At 47.7% G+C, this 14,821-nt stretch carries 16 protein-coding genes; all 16 read right to left on the bottom strand.

What is annotated here, in order from left to right; genetic code table 11:
• Positions 1 to 31: 31 nt before the first annotated feature.
• Entirely contained in the window at positions 32 to 838 is an 807-nt protein-coding gene (trpA, locus tag G9G57_RS09790; protein ID WP_016822199.1) for a tryptophan synthase subunit alpha, read from the bottom strand.
• Positions 835 to 2,031 carry a tryptophan synthase subunit beta gene (trpB, locus tag G9G57_RS09785; protein WP_019687859.1) on the bottom strand — a complete coding sequence of 399 codons (1,197 nt, stop codon included), beginning with the start codon at positions 2,029 to 2,031 and terminating at the stop codon, positions 835 to 837. Before trpB ends, trpA begins: the two co-directional genes overlap by 4 nt.
• Entirely contained in the window at positions 2,028 to 2,714 is a 687-nt protein-coding gene (locus G9G57_RS09780) for a phosphoribosylanthranilate isomerase (protein ID WP_019687860.1), read from the bottom strand. The genes trpB and G9G57_RS09780 overlap by 4 nt, the downstream gene beginning before the upstream one ends.
• Positions 2,711 to 3,505 carry an indole-3-glycerol phosphate synthase TrpC gene (gene trpC, locus G9G57_RS09775; RefSeq protein ID WP_019687861.1) on the bottom strand — a complete coding sequence of 265 codons (795 nt, stop codon included), beginning with the start codon at positions 3,503 to 3,505 and terminating at the stop codon, positions 2,711 to 2,713. Before trpC ends, G9G57_RS09780 begins: the two co-directional genes overlap by 4 nt.
• Positions 3,495 to 4,541, bottom strand: coding sequence for an anthranilate phosphoribosyltransferase (gene trpD / locus G9G57_RS09770; protein ID WP_019687862.1), 1,047 nt, complete (start codon positions 4,539 to 4,541; stop codon positions 3,495 to 3,497). The genes trpC and trpD overlap by 11 nt, the downstream gene beginning before the upstream one ends.
• A gap of 34 nt (positions 4,542 to 4,575) precedes the next feature.
• The gene (gene trpE, locus G9G57_RS09765; RefSeq protein WP_016822204.1) at positions 4,576 to 6,126 is read right to left on the bottom strand and encodes an anthranilate synthase component I; all 1,551 of its coding nucleotides are present in this window, start codon (positions 6,124 to 6,126) and stop codon (positions 4,576 to 4,578) included.
• Positions 6,127 to 6,509: 383 nt separating this feature from the next.
• Entirely contained in the window at positions 6,510 to 6,884 is a 375-nt protein-coding gene (gene aroH / locus G9G57_RS09760; RefSeq protein WP_016822205.1) for a chorismate mutase, read from the bottom strand.
• Positions 6,885 to 6,886: 2 nt separating this feature from the next.
• Positions 6,887 to 7,981: a 3-dehydroquinate synthase gene (aroB, locus tag G9G57_RS09755; protein WP_019687863.1), complete on the bottom strand. Its 1,095-nt coding sequence runs from the start codon at positions 7,979 to 7,981 to the stop codon at positions 6,887 to 6,889.
• Position 7,982: 1 nt separating this feature from the next.
• Complete coding sequence (gene aroC / locus G9G57_RS09750) at positions 7,983 to 9,152, bottom strand: chorismate synthase (RefSeq protein ID WP_017427548.1); 1,170 nt, start codon at positions 9,150 to 9,152, stop codon at positions 7,983 to 7,985.
• A gap of 232 nt (positions 9,153 to 9,384) precedes the next feature.
• Positions 9,385 to 10,185: a CheR family methyltransferase gene (locus tag G9G57_RS09745; protein ID WP_013371673.1), complete on the bottom strand. Its 801-nt coding sequence runs from the start codon at positions 10,183 to 10,185 to the stop codon at positions 9,385 to 9,387.
• Positions 10,186 to 10,215: 30 nt separating this feature from the next.
• The gene (gene ndk / locus G9G57_RS09740; RefSeq protein WP_013371674.1) at positions 10,216 to 10,659 is read right to left on the bottom strand and encodes a nucleoside-diphosphate kinase; all 444 of its coding nucleotides are present in this window, start codon (positions 10,657 to 10,659) and stop codon (positions 10,216 to 10,218) included.
• Between the two features lie 110 nt (positions 10,660 to 10,769).
• Positions 10,770 to 11,744, bottom strand: a complete 975-nt coding sequence (locus G9G57_RS09735) for a polyprenyl synthetase family protein (RefSeq protein ID WP_019687865.1) — start codon at positions 11,742 to 11,744, stop codon at positions 10,770 to 10,772.
• Positions 11,741 to 12,607 (bottom strand): menaquinone biosynthetic enzyme MqnA/MqnD family protein, encoded by an 867-nt coding sequence (locus G9G57_RS09730; RefSeq protein ID WP_017427547.1) that lies wholly within the window; start codon positions 12,605 to 12,607, stop codon positions 11,741 to 11,743. Before G9G57_RS09730 ends, G9G57_RS09735 begins: the two co-directional genes overlap by 4 nt.
• A complete protein-coding gene (locus tag G9G57_RS09725; RefSeq protein WP_016822210.1) occupies positions 12,564 to 13,223 on the bottom strand; it encodes a UbiX family flavin prenyltransferase in 660 nt (219 codons plus the stop codon). The genes G9G57_RS09730 and G9G57_RS09725 overlap by 44 nt, the downstream gene beginning before the upstream one ends.
• Positions 13,223 to 14,095 carry a UbiA-like polyprenyltransferase gene (locus G9G57_RS09720; protein WP_016822211.1) on the bottom strand — a complete coding sequence of 291 codons (873 nt, stop codon included), beginning with the start codon at positions 14,093 to 14,095 and terminating at the stop codon, positions 13,223 to 13,225. Before G9G57_RS09720 ends, G9G57_RS09725 begins: the two co-directional genes overlap by 1 nt.
• A complete protein-coding gene (locus G9G57_RS09715) occupies positions 14,088 to 14,816 on the bottom strand; it encodes a demethylmenaquinone methyltransferase (protein WP_017427546.1) in 729 nt (242 codons plus the stop codon). The genes G9G57_RS09720 and G9G57_RS09715 overlap by 8 nt, the downstream gene beginning before the upstream one ends.
• Positions 14,817 to 14,821 lie beyond the last annotated feature (5 nt).

The raw sequence follows: 14,821 nt of genomic DNA, 5'->3' as shown, positions 1-14,821 counted from the left end.
ACTAAATTAAATATTTTATATTTGACACCCATTACTGCTTTAATTGTGCCACAAAATCGCGAATTTGCAAAAGCCCTTCTTCTCTGCGTGCAGAATCCTCCAGCAATGGAATGGCTTCCTCCACCTGTCGCACAATGGCACTGCCAACCACAACTCCATCGCAAATGTCTGAAAACCGGACAACCTGCTCACGATTTGAAATACCAAAGCCTATCGCCACCGGAACATCCGTATGCCGTTTGACCTGCGCGATAAAGCCCTCTATACCTTCAAAAAAAGAAGCTCTTTCTCCGGTTACACCCAGCGAAGATACACAGTACACAAATCCTCGGGCCTGACGGGCAATTCGTTCGATCCGTTGTTCAGACGTTGGGGCTACCAGCGGAATCAGATGCACACCTACCTCTGCTGCCCGTCCTCCCAGTTCCTCTGCTTCTTCAAGCGGAAGATCCGGAATAATCAGACCACTGATACCGTGCTCCTGCAAGCCTGCAAAGAAAGCATCCATCCCCATCTGCAATACAGGATTATAATACGTGAACAGAATAAAAGGCAGGCTTGAACCTGCCGCCCTAGCCAGAGACGCTGTCTCCATACAGGTGCGGATTGAAATTTGCCGTTTCAGTGCACGTTCAGACGCACGCTGAATCACAGGGCCGTCAGCCAACGGGTCCGAATAAGGTACGCCTAGTTCCAATATATCGGCTCCGGCTGACTCTAACTGCCGAATGATCTCTATCGTGGTATCCACATCCGGGTCGCCTACCGTCAGAAAAGGAATTAATGCCGTTTTGCCTTCATGTTTAAGGCGTTCAAACGCCTGATCAATTAAATTCATGACGGATTTCCCCCTAAATACTTGATAATGGAGTCCACATCTTTATCCCCGCGCCCAGACAAACAAATAACGATAATATCATCTGAAGTCAACGTAGGTGCCAGCTTGGCGACCTGTGCAACGGCATGTGCCGACTCTAATGCAGGCAGTATTCCTTCGGTACGGCAAAGGAGCTGAAGTGCATCCAGCGCTTCCTGATCAGTAATCGGGACATATTTGGCCCGCTCAATATCTTTTAGGTATGAATGCTCCGGTCCAACACCTGGATAATCCAGTCCAGCCGAGATGGAATGCGCAGGCTGCACTTGTCCGTACTCATCCTGAAGTAGATAACTCATAGAGCCTTGGAAGACCCCTTGTGTTCCCTTGCTCATGGTAGCTGCATGGAATTCCGTCTCGACGCCTTTACCAGCAGCCTCCACGCCAATCAAAGCAACACCTTGATCCTCTATGAAAGGATAAAACATACCGATAGCATTGCTTCCGCCACCGATCGCTGCCACAACAACATCCGGAAGTCTGCCTTCCTTCTCCAAGATCTGACGGCGTGTTTCATCGCCTATCACACGCTGGAAATCCCGTACCATCATCGGATACGGATGCGGACCGACAGCCGAACCCAAAATATAGAACGTGTCATGAACATGGCTCACCCAATAACGTAAAGCTTCATTCCCGGCATCCTTAAGTGTACGTGTACCCGATGTCACCGGAATCACTTCCGCACCCAAAAGCTGCATCCGAAATACGTTCAACTGCTGGCGAACCGTATCCTCTTCGCCCATAAACACTTTGCATTCCAATCCGAGCAATGCAGCTACGGTAGCCGTTGCGACACCATGCTGTCCTGCACCTGTTTCGGCAATGACCTTCTGTTTTCCCATACGCTTCGCCAGCAATCCCTGGGCCAATGCATTATTAATTTTGTGGGCGCCAGTATGGTTTAAATCTTCGCGCTTCAAGTAAATTTTTGCCCCGCCCAGATGTTGGCTCAGACGCTCCGCATGATAAAGCGGAGTTTCCCGACCCGAATAGTCTTTTAGAAGTCCGTTCAACTCTGCTTTAAATTCAGGATCATCCGCGTATTTTCGGTAGGATTCCTCCAATTCAATCAGTGCGTTCATCAACGTTTCCGGTACAAAACGTCCGCCAAATGTTCCAAAACGTCCGTTGTTATCAGGTAATTGTGTCATGCCTGCTTCACCCTTTCTACGAATGCTGTGATTTTTGCAATGTCCTTGACTCCGTTCGTCTCTACACCGCTGGAAACATCCAGCCCGTCGGGATGATACTCGCTAATCAGCTTTTCTGCGTTATCGGCAGTCAGCCCCCCAGCTACAAACAGAGGGATTCCGTGTTGATGAGTCCAAGCCTGATAGGCGGGAATTCGATCCCACGCAAACGTTTTTCCAGAACCGCCGCCATACAGGGGATCGTATGTATCCAGCAGTAAAGCATCAATTGTTCCGACATAAGCCTCTAATTCGTCTGCTCGGTGTTCGGTCTTCCCCTGATCTGTCTGCCCTTGGCTGTCCACAGACCAAGCCTTGAATATCTGTATGCCAAAACGTTCCTTAAGCTCCCGACAGCGCTGTGGACTTTCCTGTCCATGCAACTGAATGACATCCAATGGTGCTTTCTCCATCACATCGTTTAACAGTGCATCGTCAGGGTTCACAAATACGCCCACGCTGCGCGGTCTGCTGCCCGAGGCCCATTCATCCAATACGCGAAGCAACTCTCCAGCATGTGCGCCGTCAATCCGGCGCTTGCTGTCAGCAAACACAAAACCTATATAATCGACCGGTAAGTTTACCATAGATTTTAGCACTTCAACGCTTTGAAGTCCACAAATTTTTACGCCCGTTTTGTTCATGCTTTAACCCCGTCCATCAATTCGACTACAGCCTGTCCTACATCTTCCTTACGCATCAGATGCTCCCCTACCAGAATGCCGTGCGCACCTACCGAATGCAGATACTTAACATCTTCCGGTCCTGCAATGCCGCTTTCGCTGATGAATGTAACCCCTTTTGGGATCAGTGAGATCAGCTCCTCTGTCGTCTGGAGACGGGTCTCAAATGTCCGAAGATTGCGATTGTTCACACCAACTAAGGTCGCTGTACCCAGATCCAGCACTGCTTTAAGTTCCTCACTGTCATGCACCTCTACCAACGCATCCAGCCCAAGATCCTTGGCGATTTGCAAGAATGACCCTAAAACATGGGGTTCCAATATCGCGGCAATCAACAGTACCGCATCCGCTCCCAATAGACGAGCTTCATAGATTTGCCGTTCATCAATGATAAAATCTTTTCGCAGCAGCGGAATTTTCACTTGATCGCGAATTTGCTGTAAATATTCAGGACTCCCCTGAAAATACGTAACATCTGTCAGTACAGAAATGCAATCGGCTCCTGCTCCCTCATATGCACACGCAATATCCACCGGATGGAAATTGGGTCGAATCAACCCTTTGGACGGAGAAGCCTTCTTTACTTCAGCAATCAGCCCGAGCGGACGGTTGCGTCCGCTGGCGATCGCATTTTCAAATCCTCTCGTCACAGGTAAATCTGCAATTAAGCGTTCGGCTTTATTAATCTCAAAATGCTGCTTAAGCTGCTCCACTTCTTGTCGCTTCGTCACCACAATTTTATCAAGATACATATTGATATTCCCCCGTTGCTTGTATTAATTGATCCAGCTTGGAAAGTGCCAGTCCAGAGTCGATGGCTTCTGCTGCTCGCGCTACTCCGTCTGTCAAGGTAGCTGCTGCGCCTGAGACATAAATACATGCTCCTGCGTTCGCTAACACAACATCACGATAGGCTCCATGCTCTCCGTTCAAAATTCGTCGTATGATATCTGCGTTAACCTGTGCATCGCCGCCTAACACCTGATCTAGAGAATGTGTCTGCAAACCCAGATCGGACGGATGAAGCTCGAACGTGTGAACCTTGCCGTCCTTGAGCTCAGATACTCGCGTCGCAGCCGAAATACTAATCTCATCTAGTCCATCCAAACTGCTGACAACCATGGCTCGTTTGGAGCCGAGCTGGTTCAATACCTCGGCAATCACTTCCGTTTTGCCGGCATCATAAATGCCCAACAGCTGTCGATCCGCACCAGCCGGATTCGTCAATGGACCGAGCATATTGAATACTGTCCGCACACCTAGCTCACGGCGCGGCGCGGCGGCATGCTTCATAGACGGATGATACAGCTGTGCGAATAAAAAGCAAATGCCAATGCGGTCCAGACACGATCGCGCCTGATCACTTGTCAAATGAATGTTGACTCCGAGTGCCTCCAGGACATCAGCGCTTCCGGCACGGCCACTTGCAGACCGGTTGCCATGCTTTGCTACCCGTACGGAAACCGAAGCCGCGATAATAGCAGATATCGTGGAAATATTAAACTTGTGAATACCCGAACCCCCGGTGCCGCATGTATCCAGTAGACGACTGTTCCCTTCTCCAGCTTGCACTGGACTAGCGTAATTGCGCATTGCTTCGGCAAAACCGGTGATTTCATCTACCGTCTCTCCCTTGAGGCGAAGAGCCGTCAGGAGCCCGCCGATTTGCGCCTGTGTAGCACTCCCACTCATAATCTGTTCCATCACGCTACGGGCCTCCGTACGCGAAAGATGCTGTCCCTCAATGATCCGGCTTAACCCTACTTGCATCATGTCATGTCGTTCCATTGTCGTCTCCTCCTCAGAATCAGATTTTTGTGTGTTACGGAGTGTACAAATAATCTTGGTTGATGACGCTGTTGTAAGGCTGTGTCGTTGCTGGGAACATCGCTTCCGCCGTGCGGATTGCTTTCAGCAGTGCCTTTGCTTTGTTCACCGTCTCCTGATACTCGCTTTCCGGTACGGAGTCCCACACAATTCCAGCCCCTGCCTGGACATAGGCCCGGTTCTTTTTAAACACAATTGTGCGAATCGTAATGCAAGCATCCATATTGCCTGAGAAGCCCAAATATCCAATTGCTCCTGCATAGGTTCCGCGTGCTTCCCGCTCCAGCTCAGCAATAATCTCCATCGCCCGTAGCTTTGGAGCTCCGGATACGGTGCCGGCCGGCAGGCAAGACAGGAAAGCATCGAAGAAATCTTTGTCCTCACGCAGTTCGCCCGACACATTCGATACAATGTGCATCACGTGGGAATAGCGTTCAATCTCCATGAATGTATCGCATTTTACGGTGCCAAACTGGGATACACGTCCCAGATCATTTCTTCCCAGATCTACCAACATCAGATGCTCTGCACGTTCTTTTTCATCCTTCAACAATTCTTCAGCAAGCGCCGCATCTTCGGTTTCCGTTACGCCACGCGGTCTCGTTCCTGCAATCGGTCGGGTCTCTACACGGCCGTTTTCCACCTTGACGAGTGCCTCCGGCGAAGTGCCTACGATGATCTCGTCATCCATTTTCAGATAATACATATATGGCGACGGGTTCATCGTGCGCAGCACGCGGTATACCTGTAGTGGAGAGGCCTCTGTATCGATGTGAAAACGCTGGGACAGTACAACCTGAAAAATATCACCGGAGCGGATATACTCCTTTGCCTGCTCCACGTTTGATATAAATTGTTCCTTTGTCACATTGGATTGGATCTCACCCAGTTCCACATCATCAGGAATGGAGGCAGAGCCTAATCGCTCCGGTGGGGACTGCTTGCGCAGATACTGCGCCGTGTTCTCCAACTTGCGTTCCACATCTGCATAAGCAGCACGAATGTCCTCCTCGCGGAACCCTTCACCTATATGAACATTGCCAACCAGCAAAATTTGCTGTTTCACATGATCAAAGACAATGACTTGATCGCAAAACATAAAACGAATATCATCCATATTCAAATCATCTACCGAGTGCTCTGGCAGCTTTTCGTAGTATTGAAGCAGGTCATATCCAAAAAATCCGATAGCCCCGCCTGTAAATGGAGGCATGTCTTTCAGTTTCGGACTACGGTATTTACGAAGTAATGCTTTGAGCGCTTCAATCGGCTTGTCGCTTAATATTTGCCGTTTACCGTGTTGTTCCAAAATCAATCGACCTTTTTTACCTGAGACCATCAGAAATGGGTCTGTTCCGATGAAGGAATGTCGCGCCCACTGCTCGCCTCCCTCTACACTCTCCAGCAGAAAGGCACGGTCCCGCTCAGCATACCGACGGAAAATCCGAATCGGCGTCTCCATATCAGCCAGCACTTTTTTGTACACAGGAATCAGGTTAAATTCATTCGCCATCGCTATCACTTGCTCCACATGCGGCGTTAACATGAGATCACTTCCTTTCCAAATTGGCGCAGAACCCAATGGAGAGAATAAAAAAGCCTCTACCCGTAAGGTAGAGGCTGTCAGTTATTGAAATTATAAGAATGCTCCATATGTAAAATGATCACAGCAAATAGAAAAGCATACACTTATCCCTTTTGCATAACCGCGCAGGTTACCCCAAATAAGCTTCTCTATAGAAGAAGGTCTCTTCATGGACAAAAGCTTACCCGCTACCGCTGGTCTCTGTAATCTCATATGGAATTGGCTAGACTACACTCTTCTCATCTCAACTCTGCTCTGGCTAACTCTACTCTACTCAACTCTGCTACACACACTATATCTCATGGAATGTTACTTTGGCAACCATCAACTTAAAAAATGGACGATTATTTCCCTTGGGAAGCCAGATCCGGTCTTAGCATCTGTGCTCCGTTCAAATATACATGTTTCATTTCACGCTGAGATTTATCGGTATTCACCTGTACCATCAAACGGATGCACTTGGGCAAGCTACCAGCCACAGGAATTTCTAATGCACACATGAGCGGAACCATGTCCCAGCCGTCAAGCTGACGGATGGCCATGGCTGGAAAGGCAGCATCCAGGTCATGGGTCACCGTTATCCATACATTACTAATATCCTCTGGCTGAATTTCATTGTAGGATACAATTTCCTCCAGTAGTTGGCTTGTTGCTTCCAAAATTTCGTTTGCTTCATTATTCGTCACGGTCGTCGCGCCACGAATTCCACGATTGTACATCGTTACGCCTCCTCTTTTAACTGTTCAATGACTTCCCGGATGTAAGAGACGGAAATATCCTTCACAACCTCCACACGCCCAATACTGCGTGGGACAACGAAAGTAATGCTGCCTTCTTTGAATTTTTTGTCATGCATCATCGCTTCGAGCAATCGATCTGTATCGAGATGTGACGGAAGAGAAGTCGGTAAGCGCAGCGATGACAGCATTTCCTTCGTTTCGTTTACCAAAGAAGGATCTGCCCCCAGCTTCACACCCAGTAGTGCCGAGCCAACCATACCAATAGAAATGGCTTCCCCGTGTAAAAACTCACCATACCCCGCAATCGCTTCAATCGCATGCCCAATCGTATGGCCTAAGTTTAAAATAGCGCGCAAATCATTTTCTCGTTCATCGCGTGATACAACTTCGGCTTTAATGGAGCATCCCTTCTCCAGCCCGTACTCCAGTGCCGTCGCATCCAGTCCGAGCAAATCCGTCGAATGTTCACGGCACCACTGAGCAAAATCAGCATCCCAGATCAAGCCATGCTTGATCATTTCAGCAAGCCCCGCAGATACCTCGCGAGAAGGTAATGTTGACAACGTATCTACGTCATACAGTACGAGTTCCGGTTGGTGAAAGGCTCCTATCATATTTTTCGCCAAAGGATGATTGATGCCGACCTTACCACCCACGCTGCTGTCATGGGCAAGGATAGTAGTTGGAACCTGTACGAACTTGATGCCTCTCATATAAGATGCCGCCACAAATCCAGCCAAATCACCCACCACACCACCACCAAGAGCGATAACAGCTGAATTGCGATCCAAACCGCCCTCAATGGCTGCTGTTATGACCTGCTCAAATACAGCAAGCGACTTGGATGTTTCACCTGGCTTAACGACAAATGATACCGTTCTGTATCCCGCCTCTTGAAGATTGCTTTCCACTGTTGCCAAGTAGAATCCCGCTACATTTTCGTCTGAAACAATCAATAATGGGCTTTTTTGTGCAATTCCTCGTTCCTTCAACGACTCTCCGGCTTGATGCAACAACCCACGTCCGATAAGAATAGGATAAGAACGTTCGCCAAGCTGTACCGTCAGCGTGCTCATCTTAGTACCGCTCCAGTTGTTGTTCATAGGATGCAATATTCGCGCGGATTTCTTCAATCGAATCCCCGCCGAATTTCTCTAGTAAAGCTTTGGCTATCTCCCAAGCTACCACATGCTCCATGACTACGCTTGCCGCTGGTACCGCACATGCATCCGAACGCTCAACCTGTGCAGTGAACGCTTCTTTCGTATCAATGTCAACGCTTTGCAGCGGCTTATAAAGTGTGGGAATTGGCTTCATAACGCCACGAACCACCACTGGCATTCCGTTGGTCATGCCACCCTCAAAACCACCCAAACGATTCGTACGACGGTGATATCCACGTTCCTCATCATATAAAATCTCGTCATGCACCTGTGAACCGCGCAATTCTCCTGCTTCAAACCCGATGCCGATTTCCACACCTTTAAATGCATTGATCGACATGACTCCTTGTGCGATACGTGCATCCAACTTCCGATCATACTGTACATGACTGCCCAGACCAATCGGAACACCTTCCACGATACATTCCACTACACCACCGACGGAGTCACCTTCTTGCTTGATCAGGTCAATGTAGGCTTCCATTTTCTTCTCCGTTTCCGGATCGGTTACTCTCACCGAAGAAGCTTCTGTTACAGCAATCAGTTCATCAATCGGCAAGTCGCGATAAGGAGCTTCGATTTCACCAATGCGGATGACCTGACCTGCCACCTTGATCCCGAACTCAGCCAGCAATTGACGAGCCAACCCGCCACATGCCACACGAATTGCTGTTTCCCGTGCACTGGAGCGTTCCAACACGTTGCGAAGATCCTTCAGGTTGTATTTCATTCCGCCATTCAAATCTGCATGGCCCGGACGCGGTCGATGAACCCGACGCTTTTCTTCATCACTGCCTTCAATAGGCTCAATATTCATAATATTCTGCCAGTGCTTCCAATCGTTATTTTCCACAACTAGTGCAATTGGTGCACCTGTGGTATATCCGTGACGTACGCCACCAGCAATCTTCGCCGTATCTTTTTCAATCTGCATACGCCGCCCCCGTCCATATCCTTTCTGACGACGGTGCAACTGAAAATTCAATTCCTCAAAATCCAATTTTAAATTACTCGGCATACCCTCTACAATGGCAGTTAGCTGGGGACCATGCGTTTCCCCCGCGGTTAAATAACGTAAACTCATGACGCGTTCCCCCTTTAAACTGTTAAACTGTGCATCGCTAAAATCTTTAACTGTGCTTCATTATAGTATACGCACCTTTCTTTGACAAGAAAAGCCACGTCTGAGGCAGATAAACAAAAAAACACGTCCCTCAGCCAGAAGAGCTAAAGGACGTGCGCTGTTGATAAGCCAGCCATCCATTACTTAAGAATAGAAATAAGTTCCTACGAAACGATGGATGATATGTACAGGCTTATGCTTTTTTGCGATAAAAAAAGGTTTCAGTCGATTCCAGCCCATATTGGTTAGGAGAAAAGATTTGCTCGGTACTGCCGACAAATAAAACACCGCCGGGACGAAGGCTGGCAGCAAACTTTTGATACAACGCATGTTTGGCCTCTTCTGTAAAATAAATCATAACATTTCGACAGATAATGAGATCATACCCATCCTCAAATCGATCCAGCAGCAAGTTTTGCTTTTGAAACTTCACAGCCTGTTTTAAACGGTCATCAATCCGATACATGGCACCGTCTGGTTTAAAATATTTGCTAGCTACCTGCTCAGGCACATCCTTGAGCGAACGCTCCAAATATTTACCTTCCTTGGCTTTAGCCAATGCACCATCATCAATGTCGGAAGCTGTAATAGAGCAATTCCCTAAAATCCCTTTACCGTCGAGAACCATAGCCAAGCTATAGGGCTCTTCACCAGTCGAGCAGGCCGCACTCCACAGCTTAAGCTTCTGCTTTCCCACAAGCAGCTGTGGCAAAATGATATCCCGCAGCACTTCCCACCGATTGGGATTTCGCCAAAACTCGGAAACATTGATCGTCATACGATCCAAGAATTCATAGAATAGAGGTTTTTCCTTCATCATGGCATCATAAAAAGAAACAAAACTGGGAAACCCGTTTTTGTTGCGAAGCGTCGTTAACCGCCTTTTCATCTGTGCTTCTTTGTATTGTGCAAGATCAATACCTGTGCTGTCCTTGATTTTGCGGATAAACGCTGTGTAATCGGGGTCCGTCTGACCCAGTTCCAGATCCGTCATGCTACCATCCTTCTTCATACGTAATTAAACTTACACCCAGGTCGCTACAGTTTTTTCATACCGAACCAATTCTTCTGGTGTGAAAAAATTTGCAATCTCGCGCTCTGCGCTCTCCGGTGAATCTGAACCATGAATGAGGTTAAACGGTGTATGTGCAGCAAAGTCTCCACGAATGGTGCCCGGAAGAGCCTCTGTTACTTGTGTTTTACCAATCAGCAAGCGGGAAAGCGTAACAATGTTATCCCCTTCCCAAACCATGGCAAATACAGGTCCTGATGTGATAAAGCCTACAAGCTCTTCAAAAAAAGGCTTGCCCACATGCTCCGCATAATGCCGCTCTGCTTGTTCTCTAGATACCTGCACAAGCTTGCCAGCCGCCATTTTGAAGCCCTTGTCTTCCAAACGACTGACAATACGTCCAATCAGTCCGCGTTGTACACCATCCGGTTTAACCATCAAAAACGTACGATCCATCGGCTCACTCCCAATCCAATCTAATGTATTTATACAGTACTAATCTGTATTGTAACAGAAAGATTGGAAACGGTTAAAGTATTTTGTCACAGCAAACCTAAAATACAACTTTAGTAGGAGCGGCGTGTCACAAAATGAGCAATATCGCGCAGCGTCTTTTTTGTTTTGACATCTGGTAGTAAGTCCAGCGCGTTCAGCGCTTTATTAATATATCGGTCGGCGAGAATTTCAGCTTTAGTGATTCCTTCACTTTTTTTGATCATATCCACCGCTTTACGGGCGTCTCCTTGCCCGTCCCCATCCTGAATTCGCCGAATTTCAGCCAGCAGATCATCTCGCAGTTCGGGTTGTTCAAGCGCATAAATGACCGGAAGCGTAATATTGCCCTGTCTCATATCGCTGCCTGGAGGCTTGCCGATCTTTTTTTCTGTTCCACACAGATCAAGCAAATCATCCTGAATTTGAAAAGCCATACCTACGTTATAGCCATAGCTGTACAACAGAGAGTTGACTCTTTCCCGTGCTCCTGCAGCCATAGCTCCCAACTGGCAACTGACCGCAATCAACAATGCCGTTTTGCGCCGAATGCGAAGCAAGTAATTGCGCACACTCTGATCCACATTAAAAAAATCACGTATTTGTTCCATTTCACCAATCGACATCTGCACCAACGCCTTAGACAGCACTCGGTGAATATCGGGATTCGGCAGCCCAGCAGCAATAGATAGTGCGCGTGCATATATGTAGTCTCCGGTGTACATAGCCACCCGATTGTCCCATTTGGACTTCACGGTGGGTTGGCCGCGTCTCATTTCCGCATCGTCAATCACATCGTCATGAACGAGAGAGGCAGAATGAATCAGTTCCAGAGGTACCGCTATGCGCTTGAGCTTGTCCAGATCATATTCTCCAAACTTGCCTCCCAGCAATACAAATACGGGACGCAAACGCTTGCCCCCTGCTTTAAGTAGATGAAGCGACGTATCATTAATCAACGGCTCCCTACTGTCAATGCTACGGTACAGCTCTTCTTCTATGAAGTTCATATCCTTTTTTAATAAACCGAACAAATCCAATCGTTTCATTCTTTCACCCGTGTCAGCGTATTGTCACTCCAGAGAAGCGGCTTCACTCGTCGGTCAAGCAGCCCCAGTTCATATGCATACTTAAAATAAAGCTCTAAACCTTGTTGTTGCTTCTCTCCAAAATCATAACACAGATTCGTAAAGTAGCGCTCCCAATAATCTTCTGAACCTCCAATTTCCTTGCAAGCTTCAGAAATAACAGGTGTCAGGTCAGACAGACTACGCTGCTTGCTTACGCGGAACGCATTCGCAATTTCAGCCACCGCAGCGGGATTCTGAGCAGCAACAGCACGTCGAACTGCCCATACAGCAAAAGTCATACTATAGCCCGTCCAGCGTTTCCACTCTTCCCCGAGGTCGGTTACGTACAGGCCCTCACTCCGCCAGGATGCCTTGATCGCGTGATCTCCAATCAGCAGCCCTGCATCTGCCTGTTCCAGCATCAAATCAAGATCCGGTTCACAATCAAAGTAAGTAGGCTGACCTTCCCATGCCTTTTGCATCAAAATTTTCAACAAGTTCACCGATGTGGCTGAAGTATTCGTCAGTGCAATGGTGCCGTTAATGATTTCATTTAGCGGCTTGCGTGAAAATAGTAAAATGGATTGGACTGGACCGTCTGCACTAACGGATAAATCGGGCAACAGCAGCATTTCCTCAGCACCTGATGCATACGCAAAGGAGGACATCGCACTCATATCCAAACTCCCTTTCAGCATGCCTCGATTCAATTCAGCCGGAACTTTGGAAACCATCTCCGCCGAATGGAGAAGCTCTGAAGGATTAAAGTAATGAAAAATAGGCCAGGCGTTTGTATATTTAATTTTTCCGATTGTGATTGTCTTGGTGTCCGGTATCGGCATCGGAATCCCCCCATCTCGTAAACAATTGATGTTCTATACGCAAGCTGTCTAATACTTTGCCTACGAGGAACAGTACAATATCATCCAGCGTCTTCGGATGAAAATAAAAAGCTGGCATGGCCGGAATCATTTTGACGCCGAGTCTCGCAAGCTTAAGCATATTTTCCAAATGAATGGCATGCAGCGGTGTCTCACGAGGCACAAGGATTAGCGGACGACCTTCCTTCATCATCACATCTGCTGCACGTGCCATGAGATTATCAGACGAACCGTGGGCTACTGCTGACAACGTCCCCATCGAGCACGGCATGATAATCATGGCATCTACTAAATAAGAGCCACTCGCTATTGAAGCTCCAATATCTGTGAACGGATGGTATACAAGAGAACCGGGACGGCCTCCGAATTGTTCATTCAAAGCTCCTTCCCGGTCGGTCACATTCCAGCCCAGCTCCTCTTTCAATACCCGCCAGCCAGCATTAGAAACAATCAGGTGAACTGTATACTGCAAGTCCAGCAGTGTCTCTACTAGTCGTACACCATAAATGCTTCCGCTCGCACCTGTAATGCCAATAACGATTCGTTTGCCTTGATGGTTGCTCACCTGATTATTCATTAGTATTGACGCACCACCAAATCAATCAGTGTAAAAGCAAATACGACAATGCTAAGTACACCGTTCATAGTAAAGAATGCTGTCTGCAAACGACTCAAATCTTTTGGAGATACGATATAGTGCTCATAAAATAAAATAATGTATGAAATAATCATGCCCGCCAGATACCACCAGCTTAAATCTGCGATAAAGAACAGCACAATAAATCCGATCGCCGTAATGACATGGAACACACGGGCGATGTTCAGAGCACCTGCTACACCAAAACGGGCAGGAATAGAATAAACCCCTTCGCTCTGGTCAAAATCAATATCCTGACAAGCATAAATAACATCAAATCCAGCGGTCCAAAATGCAATCGTGAGATAAAGTACGATAGCAGTTAAATCCATTTGTCCCGTCACTGCAACCCACGCGCCTAGCGGCGCCAAACCAATGGTCAAACCAAGTACAAAGTGGCACAGCCAAGTAAAACGCTTGGTGTAAGAGTAAAAAACAAGCATAAAAAAGGCCAGCGGGAACAGCTTGAACGCCAGCGGACTTAACTTGAATGAGGCCCAAAACAACAACAACAAGCTAACGATGATGAAAATCACCACTTCGCTCGATTTGAGCAGCCCTGCCGGAATAGCGCGTCCTGCTGTACGCGGATTTTTCCCGTCAATCACACGGTCAATCATACGATTGAAGCCGAAGGCTGCGCTACGTGCGCCAACCATAGCCAGCAAGATCCAACCGATCTGCGGCCATGAGGGAAGGTTGTCCGTCACGACAACTGACCCCAATACAGCCCCCATAAATGCAAATGGGAGCGCAAATAAAGTATGTTCAATTTTAATCATTTCCAAAAAAATGGCAATTTTCTTAAACATGCTGACTCTCCTTGATTCCAATATGCAATGCCGCAATGCCTCCGGTGAGAGAATGAGCCTGAACATCCTTCAATCCGACTTCACGAAAGATGTCAGCCAGTTCATCCCTTCCTGGAAAAAGCGCCAACGAATCAGGGAGCCATTTGTACTGCTCATAACGTTTGGCGAACAATTTGCCGAGCATGGGCAAGATGTGTTGAAAATATGCGTAGTAAATTCCCTTGAACGGCTGCCAAGTAGGTTTGGACAACTCCAAACATACGACCTGCCCACCAGGCTTGACGACACGTTGCATTTCCTGCAACACGCGGCGCAAATCAGGTACGTTGCGAAGACCGAAACCAATCGTCGCATAATCAAATGAATTGTCTTCAAAAGGTAGATCCATCGCGTTGCCTCGTACAAGCTTGATTTGCTTTTCGCGGGATTCTGATGTAATCTTGCGCTCGCCAACATTTAGCATGTTCTGGCTAAAATCCAATCCTACGATGTGACCACTTTCACTTGCACGCGCCATCGCAAGCGTCCAGTCACATGTCCCACAACAAAGGTCGATTGCCGTATCGCCGTGATGCATGTTCATTTTTTTCATTGTAAATTTCCGCCAAGCCTTATGTCTGCGAAAGCTCAGTATATCGTTCATCAAATCGTATTTACCGGCTATACTTTCAAACACGCCATGAACGAATTGCTCTTTCGGCTTGGTGTCGCTTGATCCCATGACGT

This window comes from Paenibacillus sp. EKM211P (assembly GCF_011066175.1).
Classification (GTDB): Bacteria; Bacillota; Bacilli; order Paenibacillales; family Paenibacillaceae; genus Paenibacillus; species Paenibacillus polymyxa.
The sequence above is the reverse complement of the archived record's forward strand: the minus strand, read 5'-3'. Positions and strand labels throughout refer to the sequence as shown.

Coding starts and splice junctions, on each gene's coding strand:
- trpA (WP_016822199.1), bottom strand. CDS start 838: ATGAATTTAATTGATCAGGCGTTTGAACGCCTTAAACATGAAGGCAAA.
- trpB (WP_019687859.1), bottom strand. CDS start 2,031: ATGACACAATTACCTGATAACAACGGACGTTTTGGAACATTTGGCGGA.
- G9G57_RS09780 (WP_019687860.1), bottom strand. CDS start 2,714: ATGAACAAAACGGGCGTAAAAATTTGTGGACTTCAAAGCGTTGAAGTG.
- trpC (WP_019687861.1), bottom strand. CDS start 3,505: ATGTATCTTGATAAAATTGTGGTGACGAAGCGACAAGAAGTGGAGCAG.
- trpD (WP_019687862.1), bottom strand. CDS start 4,541: ATGGAACGACATGACATGATGCAAGTAGGGTTAAGCCGGATCATTGAG.
- trpE (WP_016822204.1), bottom strand. CDS start 6,126: ATGTTAACGCCGCATGTGGAGCAAGTGATAGCGATGGCGAATGAATTT.
- aroH (WP_016822205.1), bottom strand. CDS start 6,884: ATGTACAATCGTGGAATTCGTGGCGCGACGACCGTGACGAATAATGAA.
- aroB (WP_019687863.1), bottom strand. CDS start 7,981: ATGAGCACGCTGACGGTACAGCTTGGCGAACGTTCTTATCCTATTCTT.
- aroC (WP_017427548.1), bottom strand. CDS start 9,152: ATGAGTTTACGTTATTTAACCGCGGGGGAAACGCATGGTCCCCAGCTA.
- G9G57_RS09745 (WP_013371673.1), bottom strand. CDS start 10,185: ATGACGGATCTGGAACTGGGTCAGACGGACCCCGATTACACAGCGTTT.
- ndk (WP_013371674.1), bottom strand. CDS start 10,659: ATGGATCGTACGTTTTTGATGGTTAAACCGGATGGTGTACAACGCGGA.
- G9G57_RS09735 (WP_019687865.1), bottom strand. CDS start 11,744: ATGAAACGATTGGATTTGTTCGGTTTATTAAAAAAGGATATGAACTTC.
- G9G57_RS09730 (WP_017427547.1), bottom strand. CDS start 12,607: ATGCCGATACCGGACACCAAGACAATCACAATCGGAAAAATTAAATAT.
- G9G57_RS09725 (WP_016822210.1), bottom strand. CDS start 13,223: ATGAATAATCAGGTGAGCAACCATCAAGGCAAACGAATCGTTATTGGC.
- G9G57_RS09720 (WP_016822211.1), bottom strand. CDS start 14,095: ATGTTTAAGAAAATTGCCATTTTTTTGGAAATGATTAAAATTGAACAT.
- G9G57_RS09715 (WP_017427546.1), bottom strand. CDS start 14,816: ATGGGATCAAGCGACACCAAGCCGAAAGAGCAATTCGTTCATGGCGTG.